At 60.1% G+C, this 24,449-nt stretch carries 20 protein-coding genes and 1 tRNA gene; 14 read left to right on the top strand and 7 right to left on the bottom strand.

The features are described 5' to 3' along the window. Positions 1-179 precede the first annotated feature (179 nt). From TRIHO_RS11260 to TRIHO_RS11250, 3 genes are all read left to right on the top strand, one after another. Positions 180-2,165 (top strand): AMP-binding protein, encoded by a 1,986-nt coding sequence (locus TRIHO_RS11260; protein WP_068243363.1) that lies wholly within the window; start codon positions 180-182, stop codon positions 2,163-2,165. Between the two features lie 90 nt (positions 2,166-2,255). After that, entirely contained in the window at positions 2,256-3,074 is an 819-nt protein-coding gene (locus TRIHO_RS11255; protein ID WP_068243599.1) for an ABC transporter ATP-binding protein, read from the top strand. A 41-nt stretch (positions 3,075-3,115) separates the two neighbouring features. Further along, complete coding sequence (locus tag TRIHO_RS11250) at positions 3,116-4,102, top strand: branched-chain amino acid ABC transporter permease (RefSeq protein WP_068243360.1); 987 nt, start codon at positions 3,116-3,118, stop codon at positions 4,100-4,102. A 36-nt stretch (positions 4,103-4,138) separates the two neighbouring features. Here TRIHO_RS11250 and TRIHO_RS11245 read toward each other — a convergent pair whose 3' ends face one another. After that, entirely contained in the window at positions 4,139-4,648 is a 510-nt protein-coding gene (locus TRIHO_RS11245; RefSeq protein WP_068243357.1) for a hypothetical protein, read from the bottom strand. Positions 4,649-4,979: 331 nt separating this feature from the next. On the opposite strand from TRIHO_RS11245, the gene TRIHO_RS11240 reads away from it, so the two are divergent. The 5 genes from TRIHO_RS11240 (at position 4,980) to TRIHO_RS11220 (ending at position 11,438) form a co-directional block, all read left to right on the top strand. Then, positions 4,980-6,056: a branched-chain amino acid ABC transporter permease gene (locus TRIHO_RS11240; protein ID WP_068243354.1), complete on the top strand. Its 1,077-nt coding sequence runs from the start codon at positions 4,980-4,982 to the stop codon at positions 6,054-6,056. A gap of 98 nt (positions 6,057-6,154) precedes the next feature. Further along, positions 6,155-7,438 carry an ABC transporter substrate-binding protein gene (locus tag TRIHO_RS11235; RefSeq protein ID WP_068243351.1) on the top strand — a complete coding sequence of 428 codons (1,284 nt, stop codon included), beginning with the start codon at positions 6,155-6,157 and terminating at the stop codon, positions 7,436-7,438. A gap of 122 nt (positions 7,439-7,560) precedes the next feature. Then, positions 7,561-8,397 (top strand): ABC transporter ATP-binding protein, encoded by an 837-nt coding sequence (locus TRIHO_RS11230; RefSeq protein WP_068243348.1) that lies wholly within the window; start codon positions 7,561-7,563, stop codon positions 8,395-8,397. A 17-nt stretch (positions 8,398-8,414) separates the two neighbouring features. Next, positions 8,415-9,632 carry a phenylacetate--CoA ligase family protein gene (locus TRIHO_RS11225; RefSeq protein ID WP_068243345.1) on the top strand — a complete coding sequence of 406 codons (1,218 nt, stop codon included), beginning with the start codon at positions 8,415-8,417 and terminating at the stop codon, positions 9,630-9,632. A 246-nt stretch (positions 9,633-9,878) separates the two neighbouring features. Then, a complete protein-coding gene (locus TRIHO_RS11220; protein WP_232367774.1) occupies positions 9,879-11,438 on the top strand; it encodes an ABC transporter permease in 1,560 nt (519 codons plus the stop codon). A 7-nt stretch (positions 11,439-11,445) separates the two neighbouring features. Here TRIHO_RS11220 and TRIHO_RS11215 read toward each other — a convergent pair whose 3' ends face one another. The 4 genes from TRIHO_RS11215 to TRIHO_RS11200 form a co-directional block, all read right to left on the bottom strand. Further along, positions 11,446-12,309, bottom strand: coding sequence for a CobW family GTP-binding protein (locus TRIHO_RS11215; protein WP_207498681.1), 864 nt, complete (start codon positions 12,307-12,309; stop codon positions 11,446-11,448). 351 nt (positions 12,310-12,660) lie between these two features. Beyond that, positions 12,661-13,671: an extracellular solute-binding protein gene (locus tag TRIHO_RS11210; protein WP_068243343.1), complete on the bottom strand. Its 1,011-nt coding sequence runs from the start codon at positions 13,669-13,671 to the stop codon at positions 12,661-12,663. A gap of 231 nt (positions 13,672-13,902) precedes the next feature. Then, a complete protein-coding gene (gene ykgO / locus TRIHO_RS11205; protein ID WP_008205324.1) occupies positions 13,903-14,028 on the bottom strand; it encodes a type B 50S ribosomal protein L36 in 126 nt (41 codons plus the stop codon). 83 nt (positions 14,029-14,111) lie between these two features. After that, a tRNA-Val gene (locus tag TRIHO_RS11200) sits at positions 14,112-14,186 on the bottom strand. A gap of 157 nt (positions 14,187-14,343) precedes the next feature. Between TRIHO_RS11200 and TRIHO_RS11195 the strand changes: the two genes are divergently transcribed. Next, on the top strand, positions 14,344-15,204 hold the full coding sequence (locus TRIHO_RS11195; RefSeq protein ID WP_068243340.1) for an N-formylglutamate amidohydrolase: 861 nt from the start codon (positions 14,344-14,346) through the stop codon (positions 15,202-15,204). Between the two features lie 10 nt (positions 15,205-15,214). On the opposite strand, the gene TRIHO_RS11190 is transcribed toward TRIHO_RS11195, so the two are convergent. Continuing rightward, a complete protein-coding gene (locus tag TRIHO_RS11190; protein ID WP_082705112.1) occupies positions 15,215-16,486 on the bottom strand; it encodes a DNA polymerase IV in 1,272 nt (423 codons plus the stop codon). A 128-nt stretch (positions 16,487-16,614) separates the two neighbouring features. Between TRIHO_RS11190 and TRIHO_RS11185 the strand changes: the two genes are divergently transcribed. Next, entirely contained in the window at positions 16,615-17,037 is a 423-nt protein-coding gene (locus TRIHO_RS11185; RefSeq protein ID WP_068243333.1) for an NUDIX hydrolase, read from the top strand. Between the two features lie 350 nt (positions 17,038-17,387). On the opposite strand, the gene pyrF is transcribed toward TRIHO_RS11185, so the two are convergent. Further along, complete coding sequence (pyrF, locus tag TRIHO_RS11180) at positions 17,388-18,119, bottom strand: orotidine-5'-phosphate decarboxylase (protein WP_068243330.1); 732 nt, start codon at positions 18,117-18,119, stop codon at positions 17,388-17,390. 255 nt (positions 18,120-18,374) lie between these two features. Between pyrF and clpB the strand changes: the two genes are divergently transcribed. The 4 genes from clpB to msrQ all read left to right on the top strand — a co-directional run bounded on the left by clpB (position 18,375) and on the right by msrQ (position 24,265). Next, positions 18,375-20,993, top strand: coding sequence for an ATP-dependent chaperone ClpB (clpB, locus tag TRIHO_RS11175; protein WP_068243327.1), 2,619 nt, complete (start codon positions 18,375-18,377; stop codon positions 20,991-20,993). Positions 20,994-21,150: 157 nt separating this feature from the next. Then, complete coding sequence (locus TRIHO_RS11170) at positions 21,151-22,641, top strand: FMN-binding glutamate synthase family protein (protein WP_068243324.1); 1,491 nt, start codon at positions 21,151-21,153, stop codon at positions 22,639-22,641. A gap of 71 nt (positions 22,642-22,712) precedes the next feature. Beyond that, positions 22,713-23,621 (top strand): protein-methionine-sulfoxide reductase catalytic subunit MsrP, encoded by a 909-nt coding sequence (gene msrP, locus TRIHO_RS11165; RefSeq protein ID WP_068243321.1) that lies wholly within the window; start codon positions 22,713-22,715, stop codon positions 23,619-23,621. Further along, positions 23,621-24,265 carry a protein-methionine-sulfoxide reductase heme-binding subunit MsrQ gene (gene msrQ, locus TRIHO_RS11160; protein WP_068243318.1) on the top strand — a complete coding sequence of 215 codons (645 nt, stop codon included), beginning with the start codon at positions 23,621-23,623 and terminating at the stop codon, positions 24,263-24,265. Before msrP ends, msrQ begins: the two co-directional genes overlap by 1 nt. Positions 24,266-24,449: the final 184 nt, after the last annotated feature.

Below are 24,449 nucleotides of genomic sequence, written 5' to 3'. Positions count from 1 at the left end.
CTGGCGTGCCGACGGTTTTATCGGTCTTGTTACAATTTGAAAGGTTTCAGAAATCATCGCGTAAAACTTGATTTGTTACTTGGGGCCTGTCCTACTGAGGACACAAGGATCGCCCCGTACACCCGTGCGAGGGACGGCCAATCCGGTCGGGGAGGACCGGATACGGGAGGAGTAAATACGTGTCTCATACCGCTGCGCAGACATCGTCTGGCTCCGGGCAGCCTTTGTCTGTGCCGGCTCTGCTGGAGAGAAATGCCGCTGTCTTTGCCGATCGCCCGGCTTACCGGGAGAAAGAATTCGGCATTTGGCAAAGCTGGACATGGCAGGAAACGGCTGAGGAAATCGACGCGCTGGCGCTTGGTTTTTTGGCTCTGGGTGTGTCCGAAGGTGATTTCATCGCCATCATTGGACGCAATCGCCCATCGCTTTATTGGTCCATGGTCGCCGCCCAGAGCGTCGGCGCCATTCCAGTGCCAATCTATCAGGATTCTGGCGCCGAAGAGATGGCCTATGTGCTGGATCACTGCGGCGCGGCCTATGTGATCGCCGGCGATCAGGAACAGGTGGACAAGGTGGTCGACATCCGGGACCAGCTGGAGAACCTGAAACGGGTGATCTACGTCGACCCGCGCGGCCTGCGGAAATATGACCATACCCTGTTGAATTCATACGCCGACGTGCAGGCGCAGGGGCGGGCGGGACGCTCGGATCTGAGTGCGGAGCTGGCGGCGCGGCGGGCGAAGCTGACTTATGACAGCATCTGCGTGATGCTGTACACCTCCGGAACGACAGGGCGCCCAAAAGGCGTGGTCCTGTCCAACCGCAACGTTATCGAAAGCGCCAAGAACGCCAGCGAATTTGACAACCTGACGGAGCGGGAAGAGGTCCTGTCCTATCTGCCGATGGCCTGGGTCGGTGATTTCATCTTCTCTCTCGGTCAAAGCTATTGGTGCGGATTTTGCGTCAACTGTCCGGAAAGCCCGGACACGATGATGACCGACCTGCGCGAGATCGGCCCGACCTATTTCTTTGCACCGCCTCGGGTGTTTGAGGGTCAGCTGACCAATGTGATGATCCGCATGGAAGATGCGAGCAAGCTGAAGCAGCGGATGTTCCACTACTTCCTGGCCCATGCAAAAAAGGTCGGCGGACGGATCCTTGACAACAAACCTGTCGCGACGCTGGACCGGTTGAAATATGCGCTGGGCAACGTTCTTCTTTACGGTCCGCTGAAGGATACGCTGGGCTACGGTCGCATTCGTGTCGGCTATACCGCTGGTGAGGCGATCGGGCCGGAGATTTTCGATTTCTATCGCAGCCTTGGGATCAATCTCAAGCAGCTCTATGGCCAGACCGAAGCCACGGTTTTCATCACCGTGCAGCCGGATGGCGAAGTGCGGGCTGATACCGTTGGCGTGCCGGCCCCGGATGTGGAGATCCGGATCGACGACACCGGTGAGATCCACTACCGGTCGCCCGGCACCTTTGTGGAGTATTACAAGAACGCAGAATCGACTGCCTCGACCAAGGACGCCGAGGGCTGGGTCGCCACCGGCGACGCCGGGTTCATCGAGGAAAGTTCCGGTCATCTGCGGATCATCGACCGGGCCAAGGATGTCGGCAAGATGGCCGATGGTGCGATGTTTGCGCCGAAATACGTCGAGAATAAACTGAAGTTCTATCCTGACATCCTGGAGGCGGTGGTGTTCGGCAACGGTCGGGACCGATGCGTCGCCTTTATCAACATCGACCTGACTGCGGTGGGCAACTGGGCCGAGCGCAACAATATCGCCTATGGCTCTTATCAGGAACTGGCCGGGCATCCGCGCGTGCTGGAAACGATCCGCGGACATGTCGAAGCGGTGAATACCTCGGTGGCGCAGGATGAGATGTTGTCGGGCTGCCAGATCCATCGCTTTGTGGTGCTGCACAAGGAACTGGACGCGGATGACGGTGAGATCACCCGAACCGGCAAGGTCCGGCGCCGGATCGTGGATGAGAAATTCGCAGACATCATTGCGGCCCTTTATGACGGCTCTGACGAAGTCTCGACCCGAACCGAAGTGACCTATGAGGACGGGCGCAAGGGGACGATCAGTGCAACGCTGACGCTTGTCGATGCCAAGGTTCAATCCGCCATCACCCGCGCGGTGGCTGCGGAATGAGGACGTTTGGTCCGGCGCTCGTGCAGGCAAGCTGCACCTCGCCCCGCCCACCGTCCCATGCCGCCAAGCAAGAAATCGAAGGAGCAGCCCATGCTGGATCAAGCTGACAGCTATGTGACCGAAGATGGACGCACCATTGGCGGCGTGGTCATGGAAATGAAAAACATCACCCTGCGCTTTGGCGGCGTGGTGGCGATCAAGGACATTTCCTTTGACATTCGCGAGGGCGAGATCCGCGCCATTATCGGCCCCAATGGGGCGGGCAAATCCTCGATGCTGAACGTGATCTCCGGCTTTTACGTGCCGCAGGAGGGCGAGGTTCTGTTCCACGGAAAAAAACGCCCCCAGATGCGCCCCTATGAGGTGGCCCGGCAGGGCATCGCGCGCACCTTTCAGAACATTGCCTTGTTTGATGGCATGAGCGTTCTGGACAACGTGATGACCGGGCGGCTGAACTACATGACAACCAACCTGTTTCAGCAGGCCTTCTGGAAGGGGCGGGCGGAACGGGAAGAAAATGAGAACCGGGAAGTGGTCGAGAAGATCATTGATTTTCTTGAGATCCAGGCCATCCGCAAGACACCTGTTTCACGCCTGCCCTACGGTCTGAAAAAACGCGTCGAACTGGCCCGGGCGTTGGCTGCAGAGCCAAAACTTCTGCTGCTGGACGAACCGATGGCAGGGATGAACGTCGAAGAAAAGGAAGACATGTCGCGTTTCATTCTCGACGTGAATGATGAGTTCGGCACCACCATTGCCCTGATCGAGCACGACATGGGCGTGGTTATGGATCTGAGCGACCGGGTTGTGGTGATGGACTACGGCAAGAAGATCGGCGACGGCACCCCGGATGAGGTGCGCAACAATCAGGATGTGATCGACGCCTATCTGGGGGTGTCTCATGACTGAACGGGCGATCACGGCAGCAGACTGGAAGAGGGGGGCACACCATGCCTGATCAATTGATCTTTGCAATGGAGGTGACGCTGAATGGCCTCATGGCGGGGGTGCTTTATGCGCTCGTCGCGCTGGGCTTCGTGCTGATCTACAAGGCTTCGGGCATTTTCAACTATGCGCAGGGGGTCATGGCGCTGTTTGCGGCGATGACCCTGGTCGGCATCATGCAGGGACAGGTGCCGTTCTCCCATATGATCAACGCCGTCTTCGGCAGCCATGTGACCCACTTTGGCTGGACGGTGCCATCGCTGGTCGCGATCCTCTTGACCGTGGCTGTCATGGTTGTCCTGGCCTGGCTGGTGCAGGTGTTGGTGATGAAACATCTGGTCGGGCAAGAGCCGATCATCCTGTTCATGGCGACGATCGGGCTGGCTTACTTCCTTGAGGGGGTGGCGGATCTGATGTGGGGTTCTGACATCAAAACGTTGGATGTCGGCCTGCCCCAGGGGATCAACCTCTGGATCGACGAGGTGACGTTCAATATCTTCGGCTACGGGTTCTTTATCGACAATCTCGATATCGTTGCGACAGTCATTGCGGCCTTGCTGGTGACGGGGCTGGTGCTGTTCAGCCAGTACACCAAACAGGGCCGTGCGATGCGGGCTGTTGCAGACGACCACCAGGCCGCGCTTTCGGTTGGGATTTCGCTGAATTTCATCTGGGTATTGGTTTGGTCTGTCGCCGGGTTCGTGGCGCTTGTCGCGGGGATCATGTGGGGCACCAAGTCCGGTGTGCAATTCTCCCTCTCCCTGATCGCGCTCAAGGCGCTTCCGGTATTGATGCTCGGTGGGTTTACCTCGATCCCCGGCGCCATCGTGGGTGGGCTGATCATCGGCGTTGGTGAAAAACTGTTCGAATTTCTCATTGGTCCGATGGTCGGCGGCGCAACCGAAAACTGGTTTGCCTATGTTCTGGCGCTGATCTTCCTGGTGTTTCGCCCGCAGGGTCTGTTTGGAGAAAAGATCATTGAGCGCGTCTGAACCGCATACCCTCTTGCTGTTTGCGGTGACGCGGCCTCAGGTCTGCATTCGCTGGAACGCGGCAATGACCATGGCGGCGAAGACCGTGATTGCAAGCGTCAGCGCGATGGTGAGATCGCCGATCAACCGCCCGACCAAAAATGTCATCAGGCCGGCGCCACAAAAGCCAATGAATATCAGGCCCCAGAAATTCGTGATGTCATCGGACGCGTCCGGATCGCCAAAATCTATCGCCTCGCTCTGTGGCCACGGCGAAGCCGTGCGCGCGGCCTGTGGGGCGGGCTCTGCCTCGCGCGGAACTGCGCGCTCTGCTGCCGGACCCGCTGATGTGCGGGCGGAGCGGTGGGGGGACTGTGTTCGACCCGATGCCGCAGTGTCAGCCTGCCTTGAGGGGCGCACCCGCGGCTCGTCCATCGTCGGCGCTATATCGGCATCCTCGACAGAGGCCAGAATTCGGCCTCTTTCGGATGCATATTCCTTGGCGGAAATATCGCCTCGTTTCCGGGCAGCATCCAGCCGCCGGATTTCATCCAGAATTGCAGTCATCTTACCCACTCACGTTTCCCACGCAAAATGTGGCCAACAGATTTGGGCAAAATGTGGCAAAACGCGGAAATCTGACGAAATGGTTAACGCGCGAGGCGCGCGATGAAGCGGTCCAGCGAGCTTTTCCGACCTTTGGCGCAGCGCGTCTGGTGGCGTGACAAAACGTCGACCGTCGGCGGTTTTGCGAGCGTCCCGCCTGTCTGCGCCGAGCGGTTTCTGGCGCTATCCGGCCTGAGTTTCGCAGTCCCAGCCGGGGTGCTAGCGCTGCTTTTTTGGCGAATTTTCATCCTGTTGTGCTCCACTGAGCGCCACGACAATTTGGGGGGACATCATGTTCTATCGTGAAGCCGGAGACTTCAAACTCTCCTATGCCGAGGACAGCCAGACCTTTCCGATCCGGTTCGATCGCTACCGCTACTTTGCGGTCCTGGCGGTGGCCTATGGTGTCATTCCATTCTTCGTTAACGACTATTGGGTCAACGCGATCCTGCTGCCGTTCCTGATCTACGCCATTGCCTCAATCGGGCTGAACATACTGGTGGGGTATTGTGGGCAAGTCTCTCTCGGGACCGGTGGTTTCATGGCTGTCGGAGCTTATGCCTGCTACAAGTTGATGACATCTTTTCCCGAGGTGTCGATGTTCATTCATGTGCTGCTGGCGGGCGGGGTGACGGCGCTGGTCTGTGTTCTGTTCGGATTGCCGAGCTTGCGGATCAAGGGGTTCTATCTGGCGGTTGCCACCCTGGCGGCGCAGTTCTTTCTGGTCTGGCTCTTCAACCGGGTGCCGTGGTTTTACAATTATTCCGCCTCCGGTCAGATCAACGCGCCAGAGCGGGACGTGTTTGGCATCGTCATCACCGGGCCGAATGCGCCGGCCTGGGCGACCTATATGTTCTGCCTGATCTTCCTGACCTTCTGCGCCATCGTGGCGCGCAATCTGACCCGCGGGACACAGGGACGGACCTGGATGGCCATTCGTGACATGGATATTGCGGCAGAGATCATCGGGGTCAGCCCGCTGCGGGCCAAGATGACGGCCTTTGCCGTCTCCGGTTTCTTTGTTGGCATCTCGGGGGCGCTGTTCTTTTCGGTCTACCTCGGCGCGGTTGAGGTCGGCGAGGCCTTCGGGATCAACAAATCGTTCCTGGTGCTGTTCATGGTCATCATTGGCGGGCTGGGGTCGATCTTTGGCTCCTTTGCCGGAGCGGCCTTTCTGGTCTTGCTGCCAGTGGTGCTGAAGGTGGTTGGCGTTGATCTGCTCGGCTGGCCCACGGACATCGTGGCGCATTTCCAATTGGTGATTGTCGGCGCGCTGATCGTCACCTTTCTGATCCTCGAACCACATGGATTGGCGCAGCTTTGGCGCGTGACCAAGGAAAAGCTGCGGCTGTGGCCCTTCCCGCACTAGCGCGGCGCGGCCACATGACATCGCCGGGGGCGGCAGGAGGAGACCGGCCCCGATAATCGAAACATCGGAACAATGAATTCAAGGGAGGATGAAACCCGATGACACTGAAAATGACGACCCTGGCGCTGAGCGCCCTGATGGTGGCCGGTCCCGCAATGGCGGATCTGGTCTTTCCGGACCTGAGCTATCGCACCGGCCCCTATGCGGCGGGCGGTATTCCGTTCTCTGACGGCTATAATGACTATTTCACCCTCGTGAACGAGCGTGACGGCGGCATCGGCGGCGTGAAGGCGCGCGTTGTTGAGTGCGAGACCGGCTACAACACCGAAAAGGGTGTGGAATGCTATGAGGCCACTAAGGGCGAAGGCGCGCTGGTTTACCAACCGCTGTCCACGGGCATTACCTACCAGCTGATCCCAAAAGTGACCGCAGACGGCATTCCGCTTCACACCATGGGCTATGGCCGGACCTCGGCTGCAAACGGCGAAGTGTTCTCGCATGTCTTCAACTATCCCGCGAACTACTGGGATGGCGCATCCGGCGTGATCAACTACTTGCTGGAAGAAAACGCGGGCGATCTGAAAGACAAGACGATCTCTCTGGTTTATCACAACTCTGCCTATGGCAAGGAACCGATCCGTACCCTGGAAGAACTGTCGGCAAAGCACGGTTACGAGCTGAAGCTGCTGCCGGTCGATCACCCCGGTCAGGAGCAGAAATCGCAGTGGCTGCAAATCCGTCGCGACCGTCCCGACTATGTCGTGATGTGGGGCTGGGGCGTGATGAACCAGGTTGCCATTCAGGAAGCGGCGAACATCCGGTACCCGATGGAAAACTTCATTGGTGTCTGGTGGTCCGGGGCCGAGCATGACGTGATGCCGGCGGGTGATCAGGCCGACGGCTACAAGGCGATCACTTTCCACAACGTGGGTCGTGACTTCCCGGTGTTCGCGGATGTGCAAACGCATGTCGTGGAAAAAGGTCTCGCGGCGGGTGCCGGCGACCAGATCGGCAACGTGCTCTACAACCGTGGGTTCTATGCGGCGATGTTGGCGGTCGAGGCTGCCAAGAAAGCACAAGAGATCCACGGCGTGGCTGATATCACCCCGGCGATGATGCGCGATGGCATGGAAGCGCTTGAGATCACCCAGGATCTGATGACCGAACTCGGCATGCCAAACTTTGGCCCGTCTTTCTCGGTCTCCTGTGAAAACCATGGCGGGCCCGGTCTTGTCGGGATGACCCAATGGGATGCGGAAACGCAGACCTGGTCGATGATCTCCGGGTTCAACCCGACGGATTCCGATGTGCTTGGTCCACTGGTGGCGGAAGATTCCAGTGCCTATGCCGCGGAAAACAATATCGAAGAGCGCTGCAAATAAGCGTTCGCACCGCGCCGCGGCCTCAGAGGCATCGGCGCGGCCACTCAGCCCAAGGGGTGCGGCATTCCGCGCCGCACCCACCCTGTCCGACCCGGACAAGCGCGAAGGAATAGGCGATCGAGATGCTGGACGCGGCCAAAACCACAGACTCGCAGGTGGAGACCCTGCTCGAAGTCAATAATATCGAGGTGATCTACAACCACGTGATCCTCGTCCTGAAAGGCGTCAGCCTCAAGGTTCCAAAGGGCGGCATCACCGCATTGTTGGGCGGCAATGGCGCAGGCAAGACCACGACACTCAAGGCGATTTCAAGCTTGCTGCATTCGGAGCGTGGCGAAGTGACCAAAGGGTCCGTGCGGTATCGCGGCGCAGAGGTTCACGCGCAGGACCCGGCGGATCTGGTGCGCAAGGGCGTGATCCAGGTGATGGAGGGCCGTCATTGTTTTGAACATCTGACGGTTGAGGAAAACCTGTTGACCGGGGCCTACACCCGCGGCGACAGCAAAGCAAAAATCCAAGAAGACCTGGAAATGGTCTATACCTATTTCCCGCGTCTCAAGGAACGCCGCAAGAGTCAGGCCGGCTATACCTCGGGCGGCGAACAGCAGATGGTCGCGATGGGGCGGGCCCTGATGAGCCGCCCTGAGACGATCCTGCTGGACGAGCCTTCGATGGGGCTGGCCCCGCAGCTGGTCGAGCAGATCTTTCAGATTGTGAAGTCGATCAACGAAAACGAAGGGGTAACCTTCCTGCTGGCGGAGCAGAACACAAATGTGGCGCTGCGCTATGCCCACTTTGGGTACATCCTGGAATCCGGACGCGTTGTGATGGACGGACCGGCCGCGGAGCTGCGGGAAAACCCGGATGTGAAGGAGTTCTACCTCGGCATGTCGGAAGAAGGGCGCAAGAGCTTCCGCGACGTGCGCTCCTATCGTCGTCGCAAGAGATGGCTGAGCTGAGGCAAGAGGGTAAAGTCATGACATATTTTGATGCATTGGAAACGCGCAGCGTCGACGCCCGTGCCGCAGATCTGGCCGAGCGTCTGCCGGAACAGATCGCGCGCGCGAAATCCGCGCCCGGTTTTGCTGCGTTGCTGGCAGATGCCGACGCCGCTGCGATCCGGACCGTCGCCGATCTGGCCACCTTGCCGGTACTGCGCAAGGCAGACCTGAGTGCGGCGCAGGCTGCTCACCCCCCCTTCGGCGGCTTCACTCTCAAGCCGGCGCATGGTTTTGCTCATATCTTTCAGTCGCCTGGTCCGATTTACGAACCGGGCGGAGTGGATCATGACTGGTGGCGCATGGGGCGGTTCTTGCACGCGGCAGGGGTCGGACCGGGTGATGTCGTGCAAAACTGTTTCGGCTACCATCTGACGCCTGCCGGAATGATCTTTGAAAGTGGTGCGCGCACCGTCGGGGCGGCGGTTTTGCCGGCCGGAACCGGTCAGACCGAACTTCAGGTCACAGCCGCGCGCGATGTTGGCGCGACAGCCTATGCGGGGACACCCGACTATTTGAAAGTGATCCTCGACAAGGCAGAGGCGATGGGCGTCACCCTCGGGTTTCGCAAGGCTGTTGTCGGGGGCGGTGCATTATTTCCTTCCTTGCGAAAGGATTACGCGGATCGCGGCATTTCCTGCCTGCAATGCTACGCCACAGCCGATCTTGGGAACATCGCCTACGAGACCCCTGCAATGGAGGGGATGATTGTCGATGAACATGTCATCGTCGAGATCGTCACACCGGGGACCGGCACTCCAGTTGCCCCGGGAGAGGTGGGGGAGGTTGTTGTCACCAGTCTCAACCGTGACTACCCGCTGATCCGGTTTGCCACCGGCGATCTATCGGCCGTGATGCCGGGAGAAAGCCCCTGTGGACGGACGAACCTCCGGATCAAGGGCTGGATGGGCCGGGCGGATCAAACCACCAAGATCAAGGGCATGTTCGTGCGCCCGGAACAGGTCGCGGCCCTTGTGGCGAAACACGATGAGATCGTCAAAGCGCGCGTTATTGCTGCCCGCGAGGGGGAAATGGACGTGATGACCGTGCAGATCGAGGCCGACGGCGGGGACGAGGTCAGCTTTGCCCGATCTGTCGCTGATTTGCTGAAACTCAAGGGCGCGGTGAATATCGTCCCGCCCGGCAGTCTGCCCAAGGACGGGCTGGTGATCGAGGATCAACGCAAATACGACTGACCCCGGGGTCTTGTCCTTGGGGGCGTTGCTGTGCCGCTGCTGCCCGCTCTGGGCCGCAGCGGTTTCGCGCTGGAGTTTCCGACAAAAATGCTTGAAACAGGACCGGCACTGTTGAAGGCAGGATAGATGACAGACGCAACTCCGACCCGGCCGCGTGCCCCCCACCGCATCAAAGCCGCGCGTGCCAGAGGCGCACGTGGTTTTGCGTCGGTGGCATGGTTCGTCGCGCTGGCCTGCCTGCTGCCGATGGTGGCGGTGGCGATTGCGGCCCTGTCCGGCGGGGCCGAAACGATCACGCATCTCGCCCGGACAGTGCTGCCGAGATATGCGCTGACGACGCTCTATCTGGTGGCGCTGGTGTCTGTCGGCACCTTTGCGATTGGTGTCGGGGCCGCGTGGATTGTCACCATGACCCGCTTTCCCGGAGTCCGGATCTTCGAGATCGCACTGGTGCTGCCGCTGGCCTTTCCCGCCTATGTGCTGGCCTATGCCTATACGTTCCTGCTGGACCATCCAGGGATCGTGCAATCGACGCTGCGTGATGTGACGGGTTGGGGACCGCGAGACTATTGGTTCCCTGAAATCCGGTCTCTGGGCGGGGCGGCGGCGATGCTGGTGCTGGTTCTTTACCCGTATGTCTATCTGTTGGCCCGTGCCGCGTTTCTTCAACAGAGCGCCAGCGCGTTTCTGGCTGCGCGGGCGCTTGGCGACAACTCTTGGCGCGCCTTCTGGCGGGTGAGCCTGCCGATGGCGCGTCCGGCCGTGGCATCCGGCGTGTTGCTCGCAGTGATGGAGACCATCGCGGACTATGGTACGGTTGCCTATTTCGGGGTGCAGACCTTTGCCACCGGAATCTACACCAGCTGGTTTTCGATCGGGGACCGGTCCGGTGCGGCACAATTGGCGCTTTGCCTGCTTGGGTTTGCGCTGTTGCTGGCCGTGGCCGAACGGGCGAGCCGGGGCAAGGCCCGCTATCACCATGCCGGGAAACAGCAAACAACCATGCCCCCGACAGAGTTGTCCGGTGGCCGGGCGGTGGCGGCGATGGTGTTGTGCTGCCTGCCGGTGGTGCTGGGGTTCGTAATCCCGCTGGTCAGCCTGTCCCTGATGGGGCTGCAGTCGGAACAGGACCTGCTGAGCCGTCGCTATATCGCGTTCCTGAGCAACTCCGTCACCCTTGCCAGTGTCGCGGCCGGGCTGACGCTTGTGGCGGCGATCTGCCTTGGCTTTTACCAGCGGCTGCGCCCCGGTCGGACCTCCAGCGCCGCGGCCTATTTCTCGCGGCTGGGCTATGCGGTGCCGGGCGGGGTGATCGCGGTGGGGTTGATGGTGCCTTTTGCGGCCTTTGACAATGCGCTGGATGCGTGGATGCAGGCCCGGTTTGGTCTTCGCACTGGCCTGTTGGTGACTGGTTCGATCTGGTTGCTGGTGATGGCCTATCTTGTCCGGTTCATGGCCGCAGCGCTTGGGGCCTATGAGGGCGGGCAGGCTACGGTCCATGCCAATATGGATGCGGCAGCGCGGTCACTCGGGCAGAGCCCACTGGGCATGCTGCGCCGGGTGCATCTGCCAATCCTGACACCCAGCCTGCTGACGGCGCTGTTGATTGTCTTTGTCGATGTGATGAAGGAACTGCCGGCGACGCTGATCATGCGCCCCTTCAACTTTGACACTTTGGCGGTGCAGGCCCACCGACTGGCCGCGGACGAGCGGTTGGAAGGTGCGGCAGTTCCGTCGCTGGTGATCATGGCTGTGGGACTGCTGCCGGTCATCCTGATCTGTCGTCAGGTGGGGCTACGGCGCTGAGGCGACCTCAGGCCCCGCTCCACCAGGCCTCGATCTGATCCCGGCTGATCCGCTTTTCCGGACCCAGACCCACGAGCAGGGTTTCCTCTGCCTCGCAGCGACGCGCTTCGACATGGCGCCCGACGATATGCAGTTCATAGGCACCGCCCGAGGTCAGCACAAAGCCCTTCATCCGGTAGAGCCCTTCGGGGCGCGCGGCCAGTTTGTCGCCCAATGCGCGCCGGTCAAGAACGCGGGTGCTGCGGTGTTGCCAGCTGACATAGCCCGGATGGGGAACCGGGGTGGCGTCGCGTGGCAAGGGCACGATGTCGAACAGCATCTGGGAGAGCGAAATATCATTCAGGGAGGTCGGCGCGCGGGCGCCGCACTGCCGCAGTTGGGCAAGCAATGCCTCGCTTGGTGCGGCCTCCAGCTTGCTGATCAGGACGATATCGGCGGCCCGGATCTGCTGCGTAACCTGTGACTGCAGGACAGGGTCGCAAAGAAGCCGATCCACATTGCAGCTGTCGACGACGGTGACCACCCCGGAGTAGCTGAGGCGACGATCCTCCAACAGGACATTGGCGATGGCGACCGGGTCGGCGACGCCGCTTGCCTCGATCACGATGTGATCCGGCCTGATATCGCCTGTCAGGGCCTGATTGATGCTCTGTGCCAGGTCATCACTCAGCGAGCAGCAGACGCAGCCATTGGCCAGGGCCACGCTTTCGACATTCGAGCCCGCGATCAGCGCGGCATCAATATTGATCGCGCCAAAATCATTGACCAGCACCGTCAGGTGCAGGCCATGGTCCTCGCGCAATAGTCGATTGATGAGGGTCGTTTTCCCGGCACCCAGATAGCCGCTGACAATTGTGACTGGGACGCGCATCAGGACAAGCCCCCGCGCATCGCGTGCATTGCATTCGGCATGGTGGCCGCGCTCCCGGTTGGATGATGTGCAAACTCTATGGTGTGCTTGGCGCGACTCTATAGGGGGTGTCGGCGGGCCGGTCCAGACAAACATCCGGTGCGCGTGGCGGCGCGGATGCCCTCTGGATGCTTGAGGCTTGATTCACCGGAAAAATTCCAATTGTGTGGCAATTGATATTTTCCCATCTGGACATAGCGCCAGGTCCCACCACCCGGAACCGAGTCGGAACAACGGCCAATTCCTTACGAAAACAGGCGCAGTCGAAACTGCGCCTGTCGAAATCCTGATACCCCGGTAAGGGCGGTTTGGTTATTCCCAACCGGCAGCGTTAAAGATCTTTTGCGCTGTGGGGATATTCTCTGCCACGGTTGCCAGATCGACCCCATCTGCCTTGAATTGACCCAGTTTGGCGACGTTGTCGGCCAGTTCGACATCTGCAACGGCCGGGAACTCATCATTGCCGCTGGAGAAGTATTTCTGAGCCTGTTCGGAGGCCAGATATTCCAGGAACGCAATGGCGTTGTCGCGGTTGGGGGCATGTGCGGCCACACCGGCTCCGGACAGGTTCATATGTGCGCCTTCAGCGTCCTGCGCGGGGAAGACCCAGCCGATCTTGTCGATGTCTGCCGAGACGCCCTTGACGTCTGTGCGCAGGGCGCGGGCAAAATAGTAGCTGTTGGAGACAGCGATTTCGCATTCGCCAGACACCAGACCGCGCAATTGATCGGTATCACCACCCTGAGGCGCGCGTGCCATGTTCGCCACGACGCCTTCGGCCCAGTCTGCCGCCGCGTCTTCGCCGTGGTTTGTCACGATCGAGGCGAGCAGCGTCTGGTTGTAGGTGTTGGTCGAGGACCGGATGCAGACCTTGCCTTTATAAGCCGGGTCGGCGAGGTCAAGATAGGTCGCGGGCGGCGTGTCGACGCTGTCCTTGGCATAGAAAATGATCCGTGCGCGCTGGGAAAAACCGAACCATTGGTTGTCGGTGTCCTGCAGGTTGGACGGGATCTTGTCTTCCAGCACATCGCTGTCGATGGATTGCAGAATACCGGCGTTCTTGGCGCGTGCCAGCCGCGAGGTGTCGACAGTGATCAGCACATCAGCAGGGGAGTTCGCTCCTTCGGCTTCCATGCGTGCGATCAGCTCGTCCGCATTGCCTTCGATCCGGTTGATGGTGATCCCGGTTGCCTCTTCAAAATCGCTGTAGAGGCGCTCATCGGTGTCGTAGTGACGAGAGGAATAGAGATTGACCACCCCATCGGCAACGGCCGTCGTTGCGAGGCTGGTGGTGATTGCTGTGGCAAGAATAGTGGCTTTCATGAACGTTCCATCCCTATGGTTGTCGCAGGCCCTGGGACGCCGCTTTGCGCTAAACCCAAGTCGTTTAGTCAATTACTACATTGTGGGAAGAATGTAAGGGGGTAACCTACTATATCTGTCGGAATTGTGTGATTTCGGCAGAGGCACGCTGATCGGTGGCACAAACACAAAAAAACCGCATCCTGAGATGCGGTTTTTCAAACCCTCTTGCGAGGCAGTTTGCTGCAGTCTTCAGCCCTGGCGAGCTTTGAAGCGCGGCTGGGTCTTGTTGATCACGTAAACGCGACCTTTGCGACGCACGATCCGGCAATCACGGTGCCGGTTCTTCAGCGAGCGGAGCGAATTCTTGACCTTCATGGCCTCTCTCCTTTTCTGCGGCGCGAACCAGCGCCTGGGTTAGCGGGGCGTCAGAACCAACCTGGTTCAGACCTGCGAAATCATGGTGGGCGGTACAAGGATCGAACTTGTGACCCCTTCGATGTCAACGAAGTGCTCTACCGCTGAGCTAACCGCCCATGATGCCAACATCAAAACGACTTTGTCGTGCCGATTGGCACATCGCTTCGCGTCGGTGAAGGGGTCTATAAAAGGAGTCGATTGTGGGCGCAAGAGCTTTTGCCACAGAAATATAAACTCTATGCTGAGGGCATCACGCGGGAGGGTGGAACACATATGTCAGCGCAGGCATATTCAATCGAGATGCCACAGGAGTGGCAATCGTCGGTGGTGATTGCGTCGCCACATAGCGGCGCAGATTACCCAAAAGCTTTTGTGGAACAGTCGATTCTTGACCCAAAACGCTTGCGAAGCAGCGAAGATGCCTTTGTCGACGCCTTGTTTTCAGCGGCGCCGGATCTTGGCATGCCGATGTTAACGGCCCGGGTGCCCCGCGCATTTGTGGATTTCAACCGATCTTGCGAGGAATTGGATCCGGCGTTGATCGACGGGGTGAAGCGACGTGGCCAGAACCCGCGAGTCGCCTCTGGCCTGGGAGTGATTCCCCGCGTGGTTTCCAATGGACGGACGATTTACCGTGGAAAACTTTCGCTGGCGGAGGCGCGGGCGCGAATCGAAAACTACTGGCAGCCCTATCATGCGGCGCTGCAACGCTTGCTGGATGCCTCCCGCAGCCGATTCGGCGAAACGATCCTGATTGATTGCCACTCCATGCCGCATGAGGCTGTCGAAGGCGTCGCGATGCATCGCGCGCAGCGCCCCGAGATCGTGCTGGGCGACCGGTTTGGCGCAGCGGCGGACCGCAAGGTCATGGATCGGGTCGAGGCCGCCTTTGCCGCTGCAGGCTTCCGGGTGGCGCGCAATTCGCCCTTCGCGGGGGCCTATATCACGCAGACTTATGGCCGCCCGTCGCGCGGACAGCATGCCATTCAGGTCGAAATCGACCGGTCGCTCTATATGGATGAAGCCAATATCACGCCGAACGAACAATTCGAGGCGGTGCGCGGGCGGCTGACACGGGCATTGCGCGATATTGCGGATCAGGGCTCGGAATGTCAGCCGATGGCGGCAGAGTAAATTCCGGCACTCACCGCAATGCGCGGCCTTTCAGGATCGCCGCTTTGCCAAAGCGTTTGCGAATGTCATCTGCGGCGCGCTCGGCGCTGGCACGTTTCGCAGCATTGGGGTCCAGCAGATCACCCGTCAGATCGGCCTGTGCCTCGGGGACCAGGTCGCTGATGCCGCAGCCCAGCAAGCGAAACGGACCCTGGGTCACGGCCTGATCCAGCAGGCTTCGGGCGGTGCGATAGATCTGATCCGCGATTTGGGTCGGGCCGGACAGGGAGTGGCGCCGCGTCAGGGCGCTGTGATTGGCGCGTTTCAGCTTCAGTGTGACGATGCGCCCCGCCAGTTGTTTTGCCTTTGCCCGGTCGGAAACCTGTTCCGCCAGCCGCCAGAGATGCCCATCCAGAACGTCCATATGCATGGTATCCTCGAAAAAGGTTGTCTCCTTCGAGATTGATTTGACCGGCGCGCGACCCGAGACCTTCCGCCGGTCTTCGCCCCGCGCCAAATGCCAGAGACGATCGCCCATGCTTCCGAACCGGTTGTGCAGGTCCCGTCGGTCCCAGCGCAGCAGGTCGGTGAATGTGCGGATCCCAGCCGCATCCAGGGCCGTCTGGGCGGCCGGGCCAATCCCCCAGATCAGCCGCACGGGTTTGTCGCGCAGGAAATCGGCGGTGTCGGCAGCGCCGATCACCGAAAAACCGCGCGGCTTGTCCAGATCCGATGCCACCTTGGCGAGAAACTTGTTGTGGCTGAGGCCAATGGATCCGGTGACGCCCTGTTCGTCCTTCATGCGTTTGACCAGCCGGGCGAGCATCACCGCAGGCGGGGCCCCGTGCAGCCGTTCTGTGCCAGAAAGGTCCATGAAGGCTTCGTCCAGTGACAGCGGTTCAACCTCGGGCGTCAGCTCATCCATCATCTTGCGGATCGCGCGGCTGGTTTCCACATAGGCATCCATGCGCGGTTTGATCACAACCGCATCCGGGCAGAGCTTCAGCGCCTGAAACATCGGCATGGCAGAGCGGACGCCACGAATGCGCGCAATATAACACGCGGTGGACACGACGCCCCGGTGGCCGCCACCGATGATGACAGGTTTGTCCGCAAGTTCGGGATTGTCCCGCTTTTCGACGCTGGCATAGAAGGCGTCGCAATCCATATGCGCGATGGTCAGGGAGAAGAGTTCTGGATGAGTCTTCAGTCGCATGCTGCGGCAGGCCGGACAGCGCTGGCGCGGGGAAGGCGCAGCGGGCGGCTCAAAGCGATGCAGGCAATCACGGCAAAGGGCAGGCATGGAAGTCTCGTTGGTGTGCTGGAGTAGTCGGGTGGACCGAAATGCGGGAACACGCGTGCATGTGACACCCATACCGGCTAATGTCGCTGTCGGCATCTCAACTTGTCGCTGCGGAGACTATTCATACCATGGGCTTTATCGGAGCGAAACTGGCGCTGTTTCTCGGTCAGGACCTGCTGGTGTTGCTGCGGGACGAGCGCCCTGACATCCCCTATCCGGGTCATTGGGATTTTCCCGGTGGCGGGCGCGAAGGGACGGAGACTCCGCAGGAATGCGCACTGCGGGAAACGCAGGAAGAGGTCGGGCTGCGACTGGAGCTGTCAGAGCTGAACTATGGGCGCAGGTATCTGGTGGAGGACGGCGCGAGCTGGTTCTTTGTCGCGCACCGACCGGCGGAAACGGCAGCCGAGATCCAGTTTGGCGACGAGGGTCAAGGCTGGGACCTGATGGCACCAACTGCCTATCTGGCGCATCCGCTTGCCATCCCAAGTTTCAAACAGCGTCTTCGGGATTACCTGGAGACATCCGGTGCTGCTGGCGCCAGAGCCTAACATAGACGGAGACTAAAAGGCCTCTCTTCAAAGAAAGACCCCCGCACAAGAGGCGGGGGGAAGGTGACGCCGCTCAGGAAGAGGTCAACGTCAGGGGAGTGTCTCGCCCTCAGAATCGAACAATTCTGACCTTTTGGCAAAGTTTAACGTAGCAAAACGTCGTATTTCTCAACAACACCTGTGCTTTCCAAGTCACGTATGAAGAATTCGAATTTCACAATTCGAACACCTCTATGCAAGAATTCCCCTTTTAATTTCGCGGGTTGAGGCACCGATGAACGGTGCTGACAGGGCGAAATCGGCCGCACGAACGCGGGAATGCCTGCGCCCTTTTATTGGGCAGGCGGGGGCTAGTTTTGGTTCGGTGTTCTTGCCTGGGGGCTGTTCATCTCGCCGAGGATGCTGTCCACAGCGTCACGGGGGGCAGCAGCTGCCCAGACCGGGCGGCCCACAACAAGGTGATCCGCTCCTGCCGCGAGCGCCAGAGCCGGGGTGGTTACACGTTTCTGGTCGCCAAGATCTGACCCGACGGGGCGTACGCCGGGTGTGACGATCAGCTTGCCTTCCGCTTCTGGCAGGGCACGAATAAGGGCGGCTTCGAGTGGGCTGGCGATCACGCCATCCGCCCCCGCGGCGAAGGCGTTGCCGGCCCGCTCCTGGACCAGATCCCGGATTTCGCCGGGTTTGATCAGGGCGGAGTCCAGATCGTCGCGGTCCAGTGACGTCAGAATGGTCACCGCGAGAATTTTCATGTCCGTTCTGGCGGCACCTTCCTTGGCCGCGCGCACCACATAAGGGTCGCCATGAACCGTGAGGAAATCCAGGTTGAACTGGGCCAGACCGCGAACCGCCTTCTCTACCGTCACTCCGATGTCAAACAGCTTCATGTCGAGAAAAATGCGCTTGCCATGTTCCTCTTTCAGCTCGTTGGCCAGGGCCAGGCCACCGCCGGTCAGCATCCCGAGACCGATCTTGTAAAAGCTGACCGCATCGCCAAGCTGTTCCGCCAGCTTCAGCCCGGCGATGGCGTTCGGCACATCCATGGCTACGATCAGGCGGTCATCTGCAAGTTGGACGGTCATCGGCACACTCCGGTTTTGGCGCTGGGTTAGGTCCTCCTACTGGCATTGGCCGATTGGGAAAAGACCAATGATGCGCTTTTTACTCCCACAGGTCTGTGCGGTTGATCCGGGTCAAGGTTCATCAATCTCTGATATGCTAAGAACAGACTTGAAGATGGGCAACGGATGCCCACATCTTGGATCGAGGCCCGGACCAACCCTGTGCTGCCAAGCAGGCGGGGTTAAATACGGGGCGCTTATGAAGAGGAGAAGACGATGGACTTGAACAAGTTCACTGAACGGGCGCGCGGTTTTGTGCAGGCAGCCCAGACCATTGCTCTGCGGGAAAGCCATCAACGCCTGTCGCCAGAACATATCCTGAAAGCCTTGTTGGACGACGACCAGGGGATGGCGGCAAATCTGATTGCCCGCTCCGGGGGCGATGTTGCGCTGGTGCGCGAAGCAACCGAACTGGCGATTGGGAAATTGCCCAGGGTGTCCGGCGATTCCGGTCAGATTTATCTGGACGGCCAGACCGCAAAGGTGTTGGACGAGGCTGCCAAGGTGGCGGAAAAGGCTGGCGACAGCTTTGTCCCGGTTGAGCGGATGCTGACGGCGCTGGCGCTTGTTAAATCCAAGGCGCGCGACGCGTTGGAGGCTGGGAAGGTTTCAGCCCAGAAGCTGAACGAGGCGATCAACGACATCCGGCAAGGCCGGACGGCGGATTCTGCCACGGCCGAGGACAGCTACGAAGCGTTGAAGAAATACACACTCGACCTGACCGAGCGCGCCCGCCAGGGCAAGATTGATCCGATCATCGGCCGGGACGACGAAATTCGGCGCGCGATGCAGGTCCTGTCCCGCCGGACCAAGAACAATCCGGTGATGATTGGTGAGCCCGGCGTCGGTAAAACCGCAATCGCCGAAGGTTTGGCGCTGCGTATCATCAACGGTGACGTGCCGGAAAGTTTGCGCGACAAGCGGCTGCTGGCGCTCGATATGGGCGCACTGATTGCCGGGACCAAATTTCGCGGCGAGTTCGAGGAGCGGTTGAAGAACATTCTCAACGAGGTGACAGACGCCGCCGGCGAAGTGGTCCTGTTCATCGACGAGATGCACACCTTGGTCGGCGCCGGGAAATCGGACGGGGCCATGGATGCGGCCAATCTGATCAAGCCCGCCCTGGCGCGGGGGGAGCTGCACTGCATTGGTGCGACCACGCTGGATGAGTACCGGAAATACGTCGAAAAGGACGCAGCCCTTGCCCGCCGGTTCCAGCCGGTGATGGTGAATGAACCAACGGTTGAAGATACGATTTCGATCCTGCGCGGGATCAAGGAAAAATACGAACTGCACCACGGTGTGCGCATCGCTGATGCCTCGCTTGTGGCGGCGGCGACCTTGTCGAACCGATACATCACCGACCGCTTTCTGCCAGACAAGGCAATTGATCTGGTTGACGAAGCCGCAGCCCGGCTTCGGATGGAAGTGGACTCCAAACCCGAAGAGCTGGACGCGCTGGACCGGCAGATCCTGCAAATGCAGATCGAGGACGAGGCACTCAAACTCGAAGATGACACAGCCTCGAAGGACCGCCTGGAGCAGTTGCAAAAGGAACTGGCCGATCTGCAGGAACGGTCTGCCGAAATGACTGCTCAATGGCAAGCGGAACGGGACAAGCTGGCCTCTGCCCGCGACCTGAAAGAGCAGCTCGACCGGGCCCGCGCGGAGCTGGATATCGCCAAGCGGGAAGGCAACCTCGCCCGGGCGGGGGAGCTGTCCTATGGCGTCATTCCAAACCTTGAAAAGCAGCTGACCGAAGCCGAGCAAAAAGAACAGCAGGGGCTGATGGTCGAAGAAGCCGTACGCCCGGAGCAGATTGCCGCAGTGGTCGAGCGGTGGACGGGTATCCCGATGTCCAAGATGCTTGAGGGCGAGCGGGAGAAGTTGCTGCGGATGGAGGACGGGCTGCACACCCGCGTCATCGGCCAGAATACAGCAGTGACGGCAGTGGCGAACGCGGTGCGACGCGCCCGGGCCGGTCTGAACGACGAAAATCGCCCGCTTGGTTCATTTCTGTTCCTCGGGCCAACCGGCGTCGGCAAGACCGAACTGACCAAGGCGCTGGCGGAGTATCTCTTTGACGACGACGGTGCGATGGTGCGCATCGATATGTCGGAGTTCATGGAAAAGCACAGCGTTGCACGGCTGATCGGGGCGCCTCCAGGCTATGTGGGGTATGACGAGGGCGGTTCCCTGACCGAAGCTGTTCGTCGGCGGCCCTATCAGGTGGTTCTGTTTGACGAGGTCGAAAAGGCCCATCCGGATGTGTTCAACGTCCTGTTGCAGGTGCTGGATGATGGCGTGTTGACGGACGGGCAGGGGCGGACGGTCGATTTCAAGCAGACCTTGATCATCCTGACCTCCAACCTTGGGGCGCAGGCCTTGAGCCAACTGCCCGAGGGAGGCAGCGCCGCCGATGCCAAACGGGACGTGATGGACGCGGTTCGTGCGCATTTCCGACCGGAATTCCTGAACCGCCTTGATGAAACCGTGATCTTTGACCGGCTTGGTCGGCAGGACATGGGGGGCATTGTCGAGATCCAGTTGCGGCGGCTGGAAAAACGTCTGGCCTCGCGTAAAATCACATTGCAACTGGATGAGGGTGCAAAGGCCTGGCTGGCCGAGGAGGGCTATGACCCGGTGTTTGGTGCCCGTCCGTTGAAGCGGGTGATACAGCGTGCCCTGCAAAACCCGCTGGCAGAGGCGTTGCTCAGCGGAGACATCCGGGATGGTGACACTATTCCGGTCGCTGCCGGGACAGACGGGCTGGTGATCGGGGATCGACTGGGCACAACCGACAGGCCGCGCCCGGATGATGCGGTTGTACACTGAGGCCGGTTAAGTGAACGACAGGGTCGCCCGGAAGGGTGGCCCTGTTTCGATATGGGCGCCAGACCCCTGCGCGGTTTGTCATGCACAAGTCATGGCGCATCGGGATAAGGCGGATAATGCCACAGTGGTCTGCGGGCCGGAAAGAGAGACGATATCCATGGGGTTTGCGATGAACGCGGTCTCGGTCCTTGCGGTTCTTTTTATTTGTGCGCTGGGCCTGCTGATCCTGATTGCCGGGGGCATGTTTCTGGTCGACCGCACCCAATCGCAGGATGCGATCCGGCGCAATTACCCTGTGTTGGGGCGGTTTCGACATCTCTTCAGCAGTCTGGGTGAGTTCTTTCGCCAGTATTTCTTTGCCATGGATCGTGAGGAACTGCCCTTCAACCGTGCCCAGCGAGAGTGGATCGCGCGGGCCTGCGCCGGTGTCACCAATACGGTCGCGTTTGGCTCGACCCGGAACATGGCGGTTCCGGGCACGCCGATCTTTGTCAATGCGGCCTTCCCGCCGTTGAATGACCAATACGCCAGTACAGAGCCGATGCTGATCGGGCCAACCGCCCGCGTTCCCTATAACGCGCCATCCTTCTTCAACATTTCCGGCATGAGCTATGGTGCCCTGTCGCGTCCTGCGGTCGTGGCTCTCAGTCGGGGCGCGCGGGAGGCGGGCGTCTGGCTCAATACCGGGGAGGGCGGTCTGAGTCCGTTTCACCTCGATGGCGGGTGTGACATTGTGTTTCAGATCGGGACCGCCAAATACGGCGTGCGTGATACAGAAGGCAACCTGAACGAGGCGCGGCTGATTGAACTCGCTGAAATTCCGCAGATCAAGATGTTCGAGCTGAAGCTGGCGCAGGGGGCCAAGCCCGGCAAGGGCGGCATCCTTCCTGCGGCCAAGGTGAATGCCGAAATCGCTGCGATACGCGGTATTCCCGAAGGCGTCGCAAGCATTTCGCCCAACCGGCACCCGGATATCGCCAACTATGACGACCTGCTCGATATGGTGGCGCGCGTGCGCCGGATTTCGGGCAAACCGGTGGGGATCAAGACGGTTGCCGGGTCAGAGGCGGCCCTGCGGGAAATGTTCATGTATTTTGCGGCACGTCCTGATGATGTGCCTGACTTCATCACGCTGGATGGCGGCGAAGGCGGGACAGGGGCCGCGCCGATGCCCCTGATTGACCTTGTTGGCATGTCCGTCCGCGAGGCGCTGCCGCTGGTTTGCAATCTGCGGGACGAATATGGGTTCAAGGATCGCATCCGCCTGATCTCCAGTGGCAAGCTGGTGAACCCCGGCGATGTCGCGTGGGCGCTGGCGGCGGGGGCCGATTTCGTGACCTCCGCGCGCGGTTTTATGTTCTCGCTGGGGTGCATTCAGGCCTTGAAGTGTAATCGCAACACCTGTCCGACCGGGATCACCACCCACGATCCGCGACTTCAGCAGGGGCTGGTCGTGGAGGACAAATACCTGAAAGTTGCCCGCTACGCCCGCGAAGTGATCCACGAGGTCGAGACCATCGCCCATTCGGTCGGTGTCGATGAGCCGCGCAAGATGCGGCGACGCCACATGCGGATCGTGCTGGAGGATGGCTCCTCCCGGCCGATGAATGAAATCATGCCAAGTTACAGTGCTGTCGCGGAGATGTGAGAGGATATGTTTTTGCACGAGGGCCCGGACGGGTTACCTCAGATGCAACGCGTATTTCGAGGAGCACCGCAATGGCCCACCGCTGGCAAAACGATCTGACCCCCAAGGACATCACGCCCGAGGCCGCATTCTGGAACCGGCGTGCGCTTCTGGCCGGGCTGGGTGGCGTTGGGCTCGGCGCGATCGGTGGCGGCTTGGCCGCCGCGCAGGACGCGGAGCTGGAGACCAATACCTGGGAAGAAGTCACGTCCTACTGCAACTTCTATGAATTCGGCACCGGCAAGACCGATCCTGCGACCTATGCCGGTCAGATGACCACCCGCCCCTGGGAAGTAGAGATCGACGGCCTTGTTGACCGGCCCGGCACCTATGGATTTGAGCAAATCCTGTCGGAAATGACTCTGGAGGACCGGATCTACCGGTTTCGCTGCGTCGAGGCCTGGTCGATGGTGATCCCCTGGCAGGGGTTCGAGCTGGCCGATCTGCTCGCGCTGGCGGGGGTTCAGGCGGGCGCAACCCATGTTGCCTTTGAAACTTTGTTGCGCCCGGAGGAAATGCCCGGCACGCGTTATCCCGTTCTGGAATGGCCCTACCGCGAAGGGCTGCGCCTCGATGAAGCGATGCACCCGCTCACTATCATGGCCACCGGAATCTTTGGCAAACCTCTGCCGAACCAGAATGGCGCACCGCTGCGTTTGGTGGTGCCGTGGAAATATGGCTTCAAGTCGATCAAATCGGTGGTCAAGATCACCCTGACCGATCAGGAGCCACCGACCAGCTGGAATATGGCCAACGCCCGCGAGTATGGGTTTTACAGCAATGTGAACCCGGAGGTTGATCATCCCCGCTGGAGCCAGGCCTCGGAACGCCGCATCGGGGGCGGTCTGTTTGCGCGTCGCCAACCAACCGAAATGTTTAACGGATACGAGACAGAAGTCGCATCGCTTTATGCCGACATGGATCTGGCCAAGAACTTCTGATGGCCCTCAGTGCCCTTAATCCCTCTCTGCGGCGGATCCCGGTCTGGACCCTCTGGCTTGCTGGGCTGGCCCCTGCTGTCTGGCTGTTCTGGCTTGCGCTTTCCGGATCACTTGGCGTCGAGCCCATCAAAGAACTGGAACACCGCTATGGCGAACTGGCGCTGCAGTTCTTTATCGCGACCCTGGCGGTGACGCCGCTTCGTCGATTTGTTGGCCTGAACCTGTTGAAGTTTCGTCAGGCCTTGGGGCTGCTGACATTCTCTTATGTCCTCTGCCATCTGCTCGTCTGGTTGCTGCTTGATGTGCAAATCCCCTCTCAGATCATCGCTGACATTCTCAAGCGGCCCTATATCACGGTTGGTATGGCCGCCTTTGTGCTGCTGATCCCCCTGGCGGTCACGTCGAACAAGGCATCGATCCGGAAGCTGGGCAGCACATGGCGGCGTCTTCATAAGCTAAGCTACCCGGCCGCGGTGTTGGCGGCCCTGCATTTTGTCCTGCTGGCGAAGGGGTTTCAGATCGAGCCGCTTCTTTATCTGGGTGGAATCATCGTCCTGTTGCTGCTGCGCCTGAAATTGCCGGGCCGGATTCGCGCCCCGGACCGTATTCGACGCCGTTTCGGCGCGGCCGATTCCGCCCGTTGAGGGGGGCGGACGCGCATTTAGACGCCCAAGTCCCCCCGGCTCAGCATCCTGATACAGATTTCTTCAGACCCTAACCCCAGGAAAATATAAGGATTTACGCGGGGAAGCTGAAAAAATGACAGATTTGCAAAAAAGGGGTTGCGGGTCTTGGTTGGTGGGCTTAGAACCCCCTTCACCGGCGGCG

Source organism: Tritonibacter horizontis, from assembly GCF_001518015.1.
GTDB classification, from domain to species: domain Bacteria; phylum Pseudomonadota; class Alphaproteobacteria; order Rhodobacterales; family Rhodobacteraceae; genus Epibacterium; species Epibacterium horizontis.
Note: the sequence above shows the minus strand (reverse complement) of the source record. Positions and strands in the feature narration are given on the sequence as shown.

What these genes read in the sequence shown, in the direction of transcription:
- TRIHO_RS11255 (WP_068243599.1), top strand. Translation starts at nt 2,256, where the DNA reads ATGCTGGATCAAGCTGACAGCTATGTGACCGAAGATGGACGCACCATT.
- TRIHO_RS11250 (WP_068243360.1), top strand. Translation starts at nt 3,116, where the DNA reads ATGCCTGATCAATTGATCTTTGCAATGGAGGTGACGCTGAATGGCCTC.
- TRIHO_RS11245 (WP_068243357.1), bottom strand. Translation starts at nt 4,648, where the DNA reads ATGACTGCAATTCTGGATGAAATCCGGCGGCTGGATGCTGCCCGGAAA.
- TRIHO_RS11240 (WP_068243354.1), top strand. Translation starts at nt 4,980, where the DNA reads ATGTTCTATCGTGAAGCCGGAGACTTCAAACTCTCCTATGCCGAGGAC.
- TRIHO_RS11235 (WP_068243351.1), top strand. Translation starts at nt 6,155, where the DNA reads ATGACACTGAAAATGACGACCCTGGCGCTGAGCGCCCTGATGGTGGCC.
- TRIHO_RS11230 (WP_068243348.1), top strand. Translation starts at nt 7,561, where the DNA reads ATGCTGGACGCGGCCAAAACCACAGACTCGCAGGTGGAGACCCTGCTC.
- TRIHO_RS11225 (WP_068243345.1), top strand. Translation starts at nt 8,415, where the DNA reads ATGACATATTTTGATGCATTGGAAACGCGCAGCGTCGACGCCCGTGCC.
- TRIHO_RS11220 (WP_232367774.1), top strand. Translation starts at nt 9,879, where the DNA reads ATGGTGGCGGTGGCGATTGCGGCCCTGTCCGGCGGGGCCGAAACGATC.
- TRIHO_RS11215 (WP_207498681.1), bottom strand. Translation starts at nt 12,309, where the DNA reads ATGCGCGTCCCAGTCACAATTGTCAGCGGCTATCTGGGTGCCGGGAAA.
- TRIHO_RS11210 (WP_068243343.1), bottom strand. Translation starts at nt 13,671, where the DNA reads ATGAAAGCCACTATTCTTGCCACAGCAATCACCACCAGCCTCGCAACG.
- ykgO (WP_008205324.1), bottom strand. Translation starts at nt 14,028, where the DNA reads ATGAAGGTCAAGAATTCGCTCCGCTCGCTGAAGAACCGGCACCGTGAT.
- TRIHO_RS11195 (WP_068243340.1), top strand. Translation starts at nt 14,344, where the DNA reads ATGTCAGCGCAGGCATATTCAATCGAGATGCCACAGGAGTGGCAATCG.
- TRIHO_RS11190 (WP_082705112.1), bottom strand. Translation starts at nt 16,486, where the DNA reads ATGCCTGCCCTTTGCCGTGATTGCCTGCATCGCTTTGAGCCGCCCGCT.
- TRIHO_RS11185 (WP_068243333.1), top strand. Translation starts at nt 16,615, where the DNA reads ATGGGCTTTATCGGAGCGAAACTGGCGCTGTTTCTCGGTCAGGACCTG.
- pyrF (WP_068243330.1), bottom strand. Translation starts at nt 18,119, where the DNA reads ATGACCGTCCAACTTGCAGATGACCGCCTGATCGTAGCCATGGATGTG.
- clpB (WP_068243327.1), top strand. Translation starts at nt 18,375, where the DNA reads ATGGACTTGAACAAGTTCACTGAACGGGCGCGCGGTTTTGTGCAGGCA.
- TRIHO_RS11170 (WP_068243324.1), top strand. Translation starts at nt 21,151, where the DNA reads ATGGGGTTTGCGATGAACGCGGTCTCGGTCCTTGCGGTTCTTTTTATT.
- msrP (WP_068243321.1), top strand. Translation starts at nt 22,713, where the DNA reads ATGGCCCACCGCTGGCAAAACGATCTGACCCCCAAGGACATCACGCCC.
- msrQ (WP_068243318.1), top strand. Translation starts at nt 23,621, where the DNA reads ATGGCCCTCAGTGCCCTTAATCCCTCTCTGCGGCGGATCCCGGTCTGG.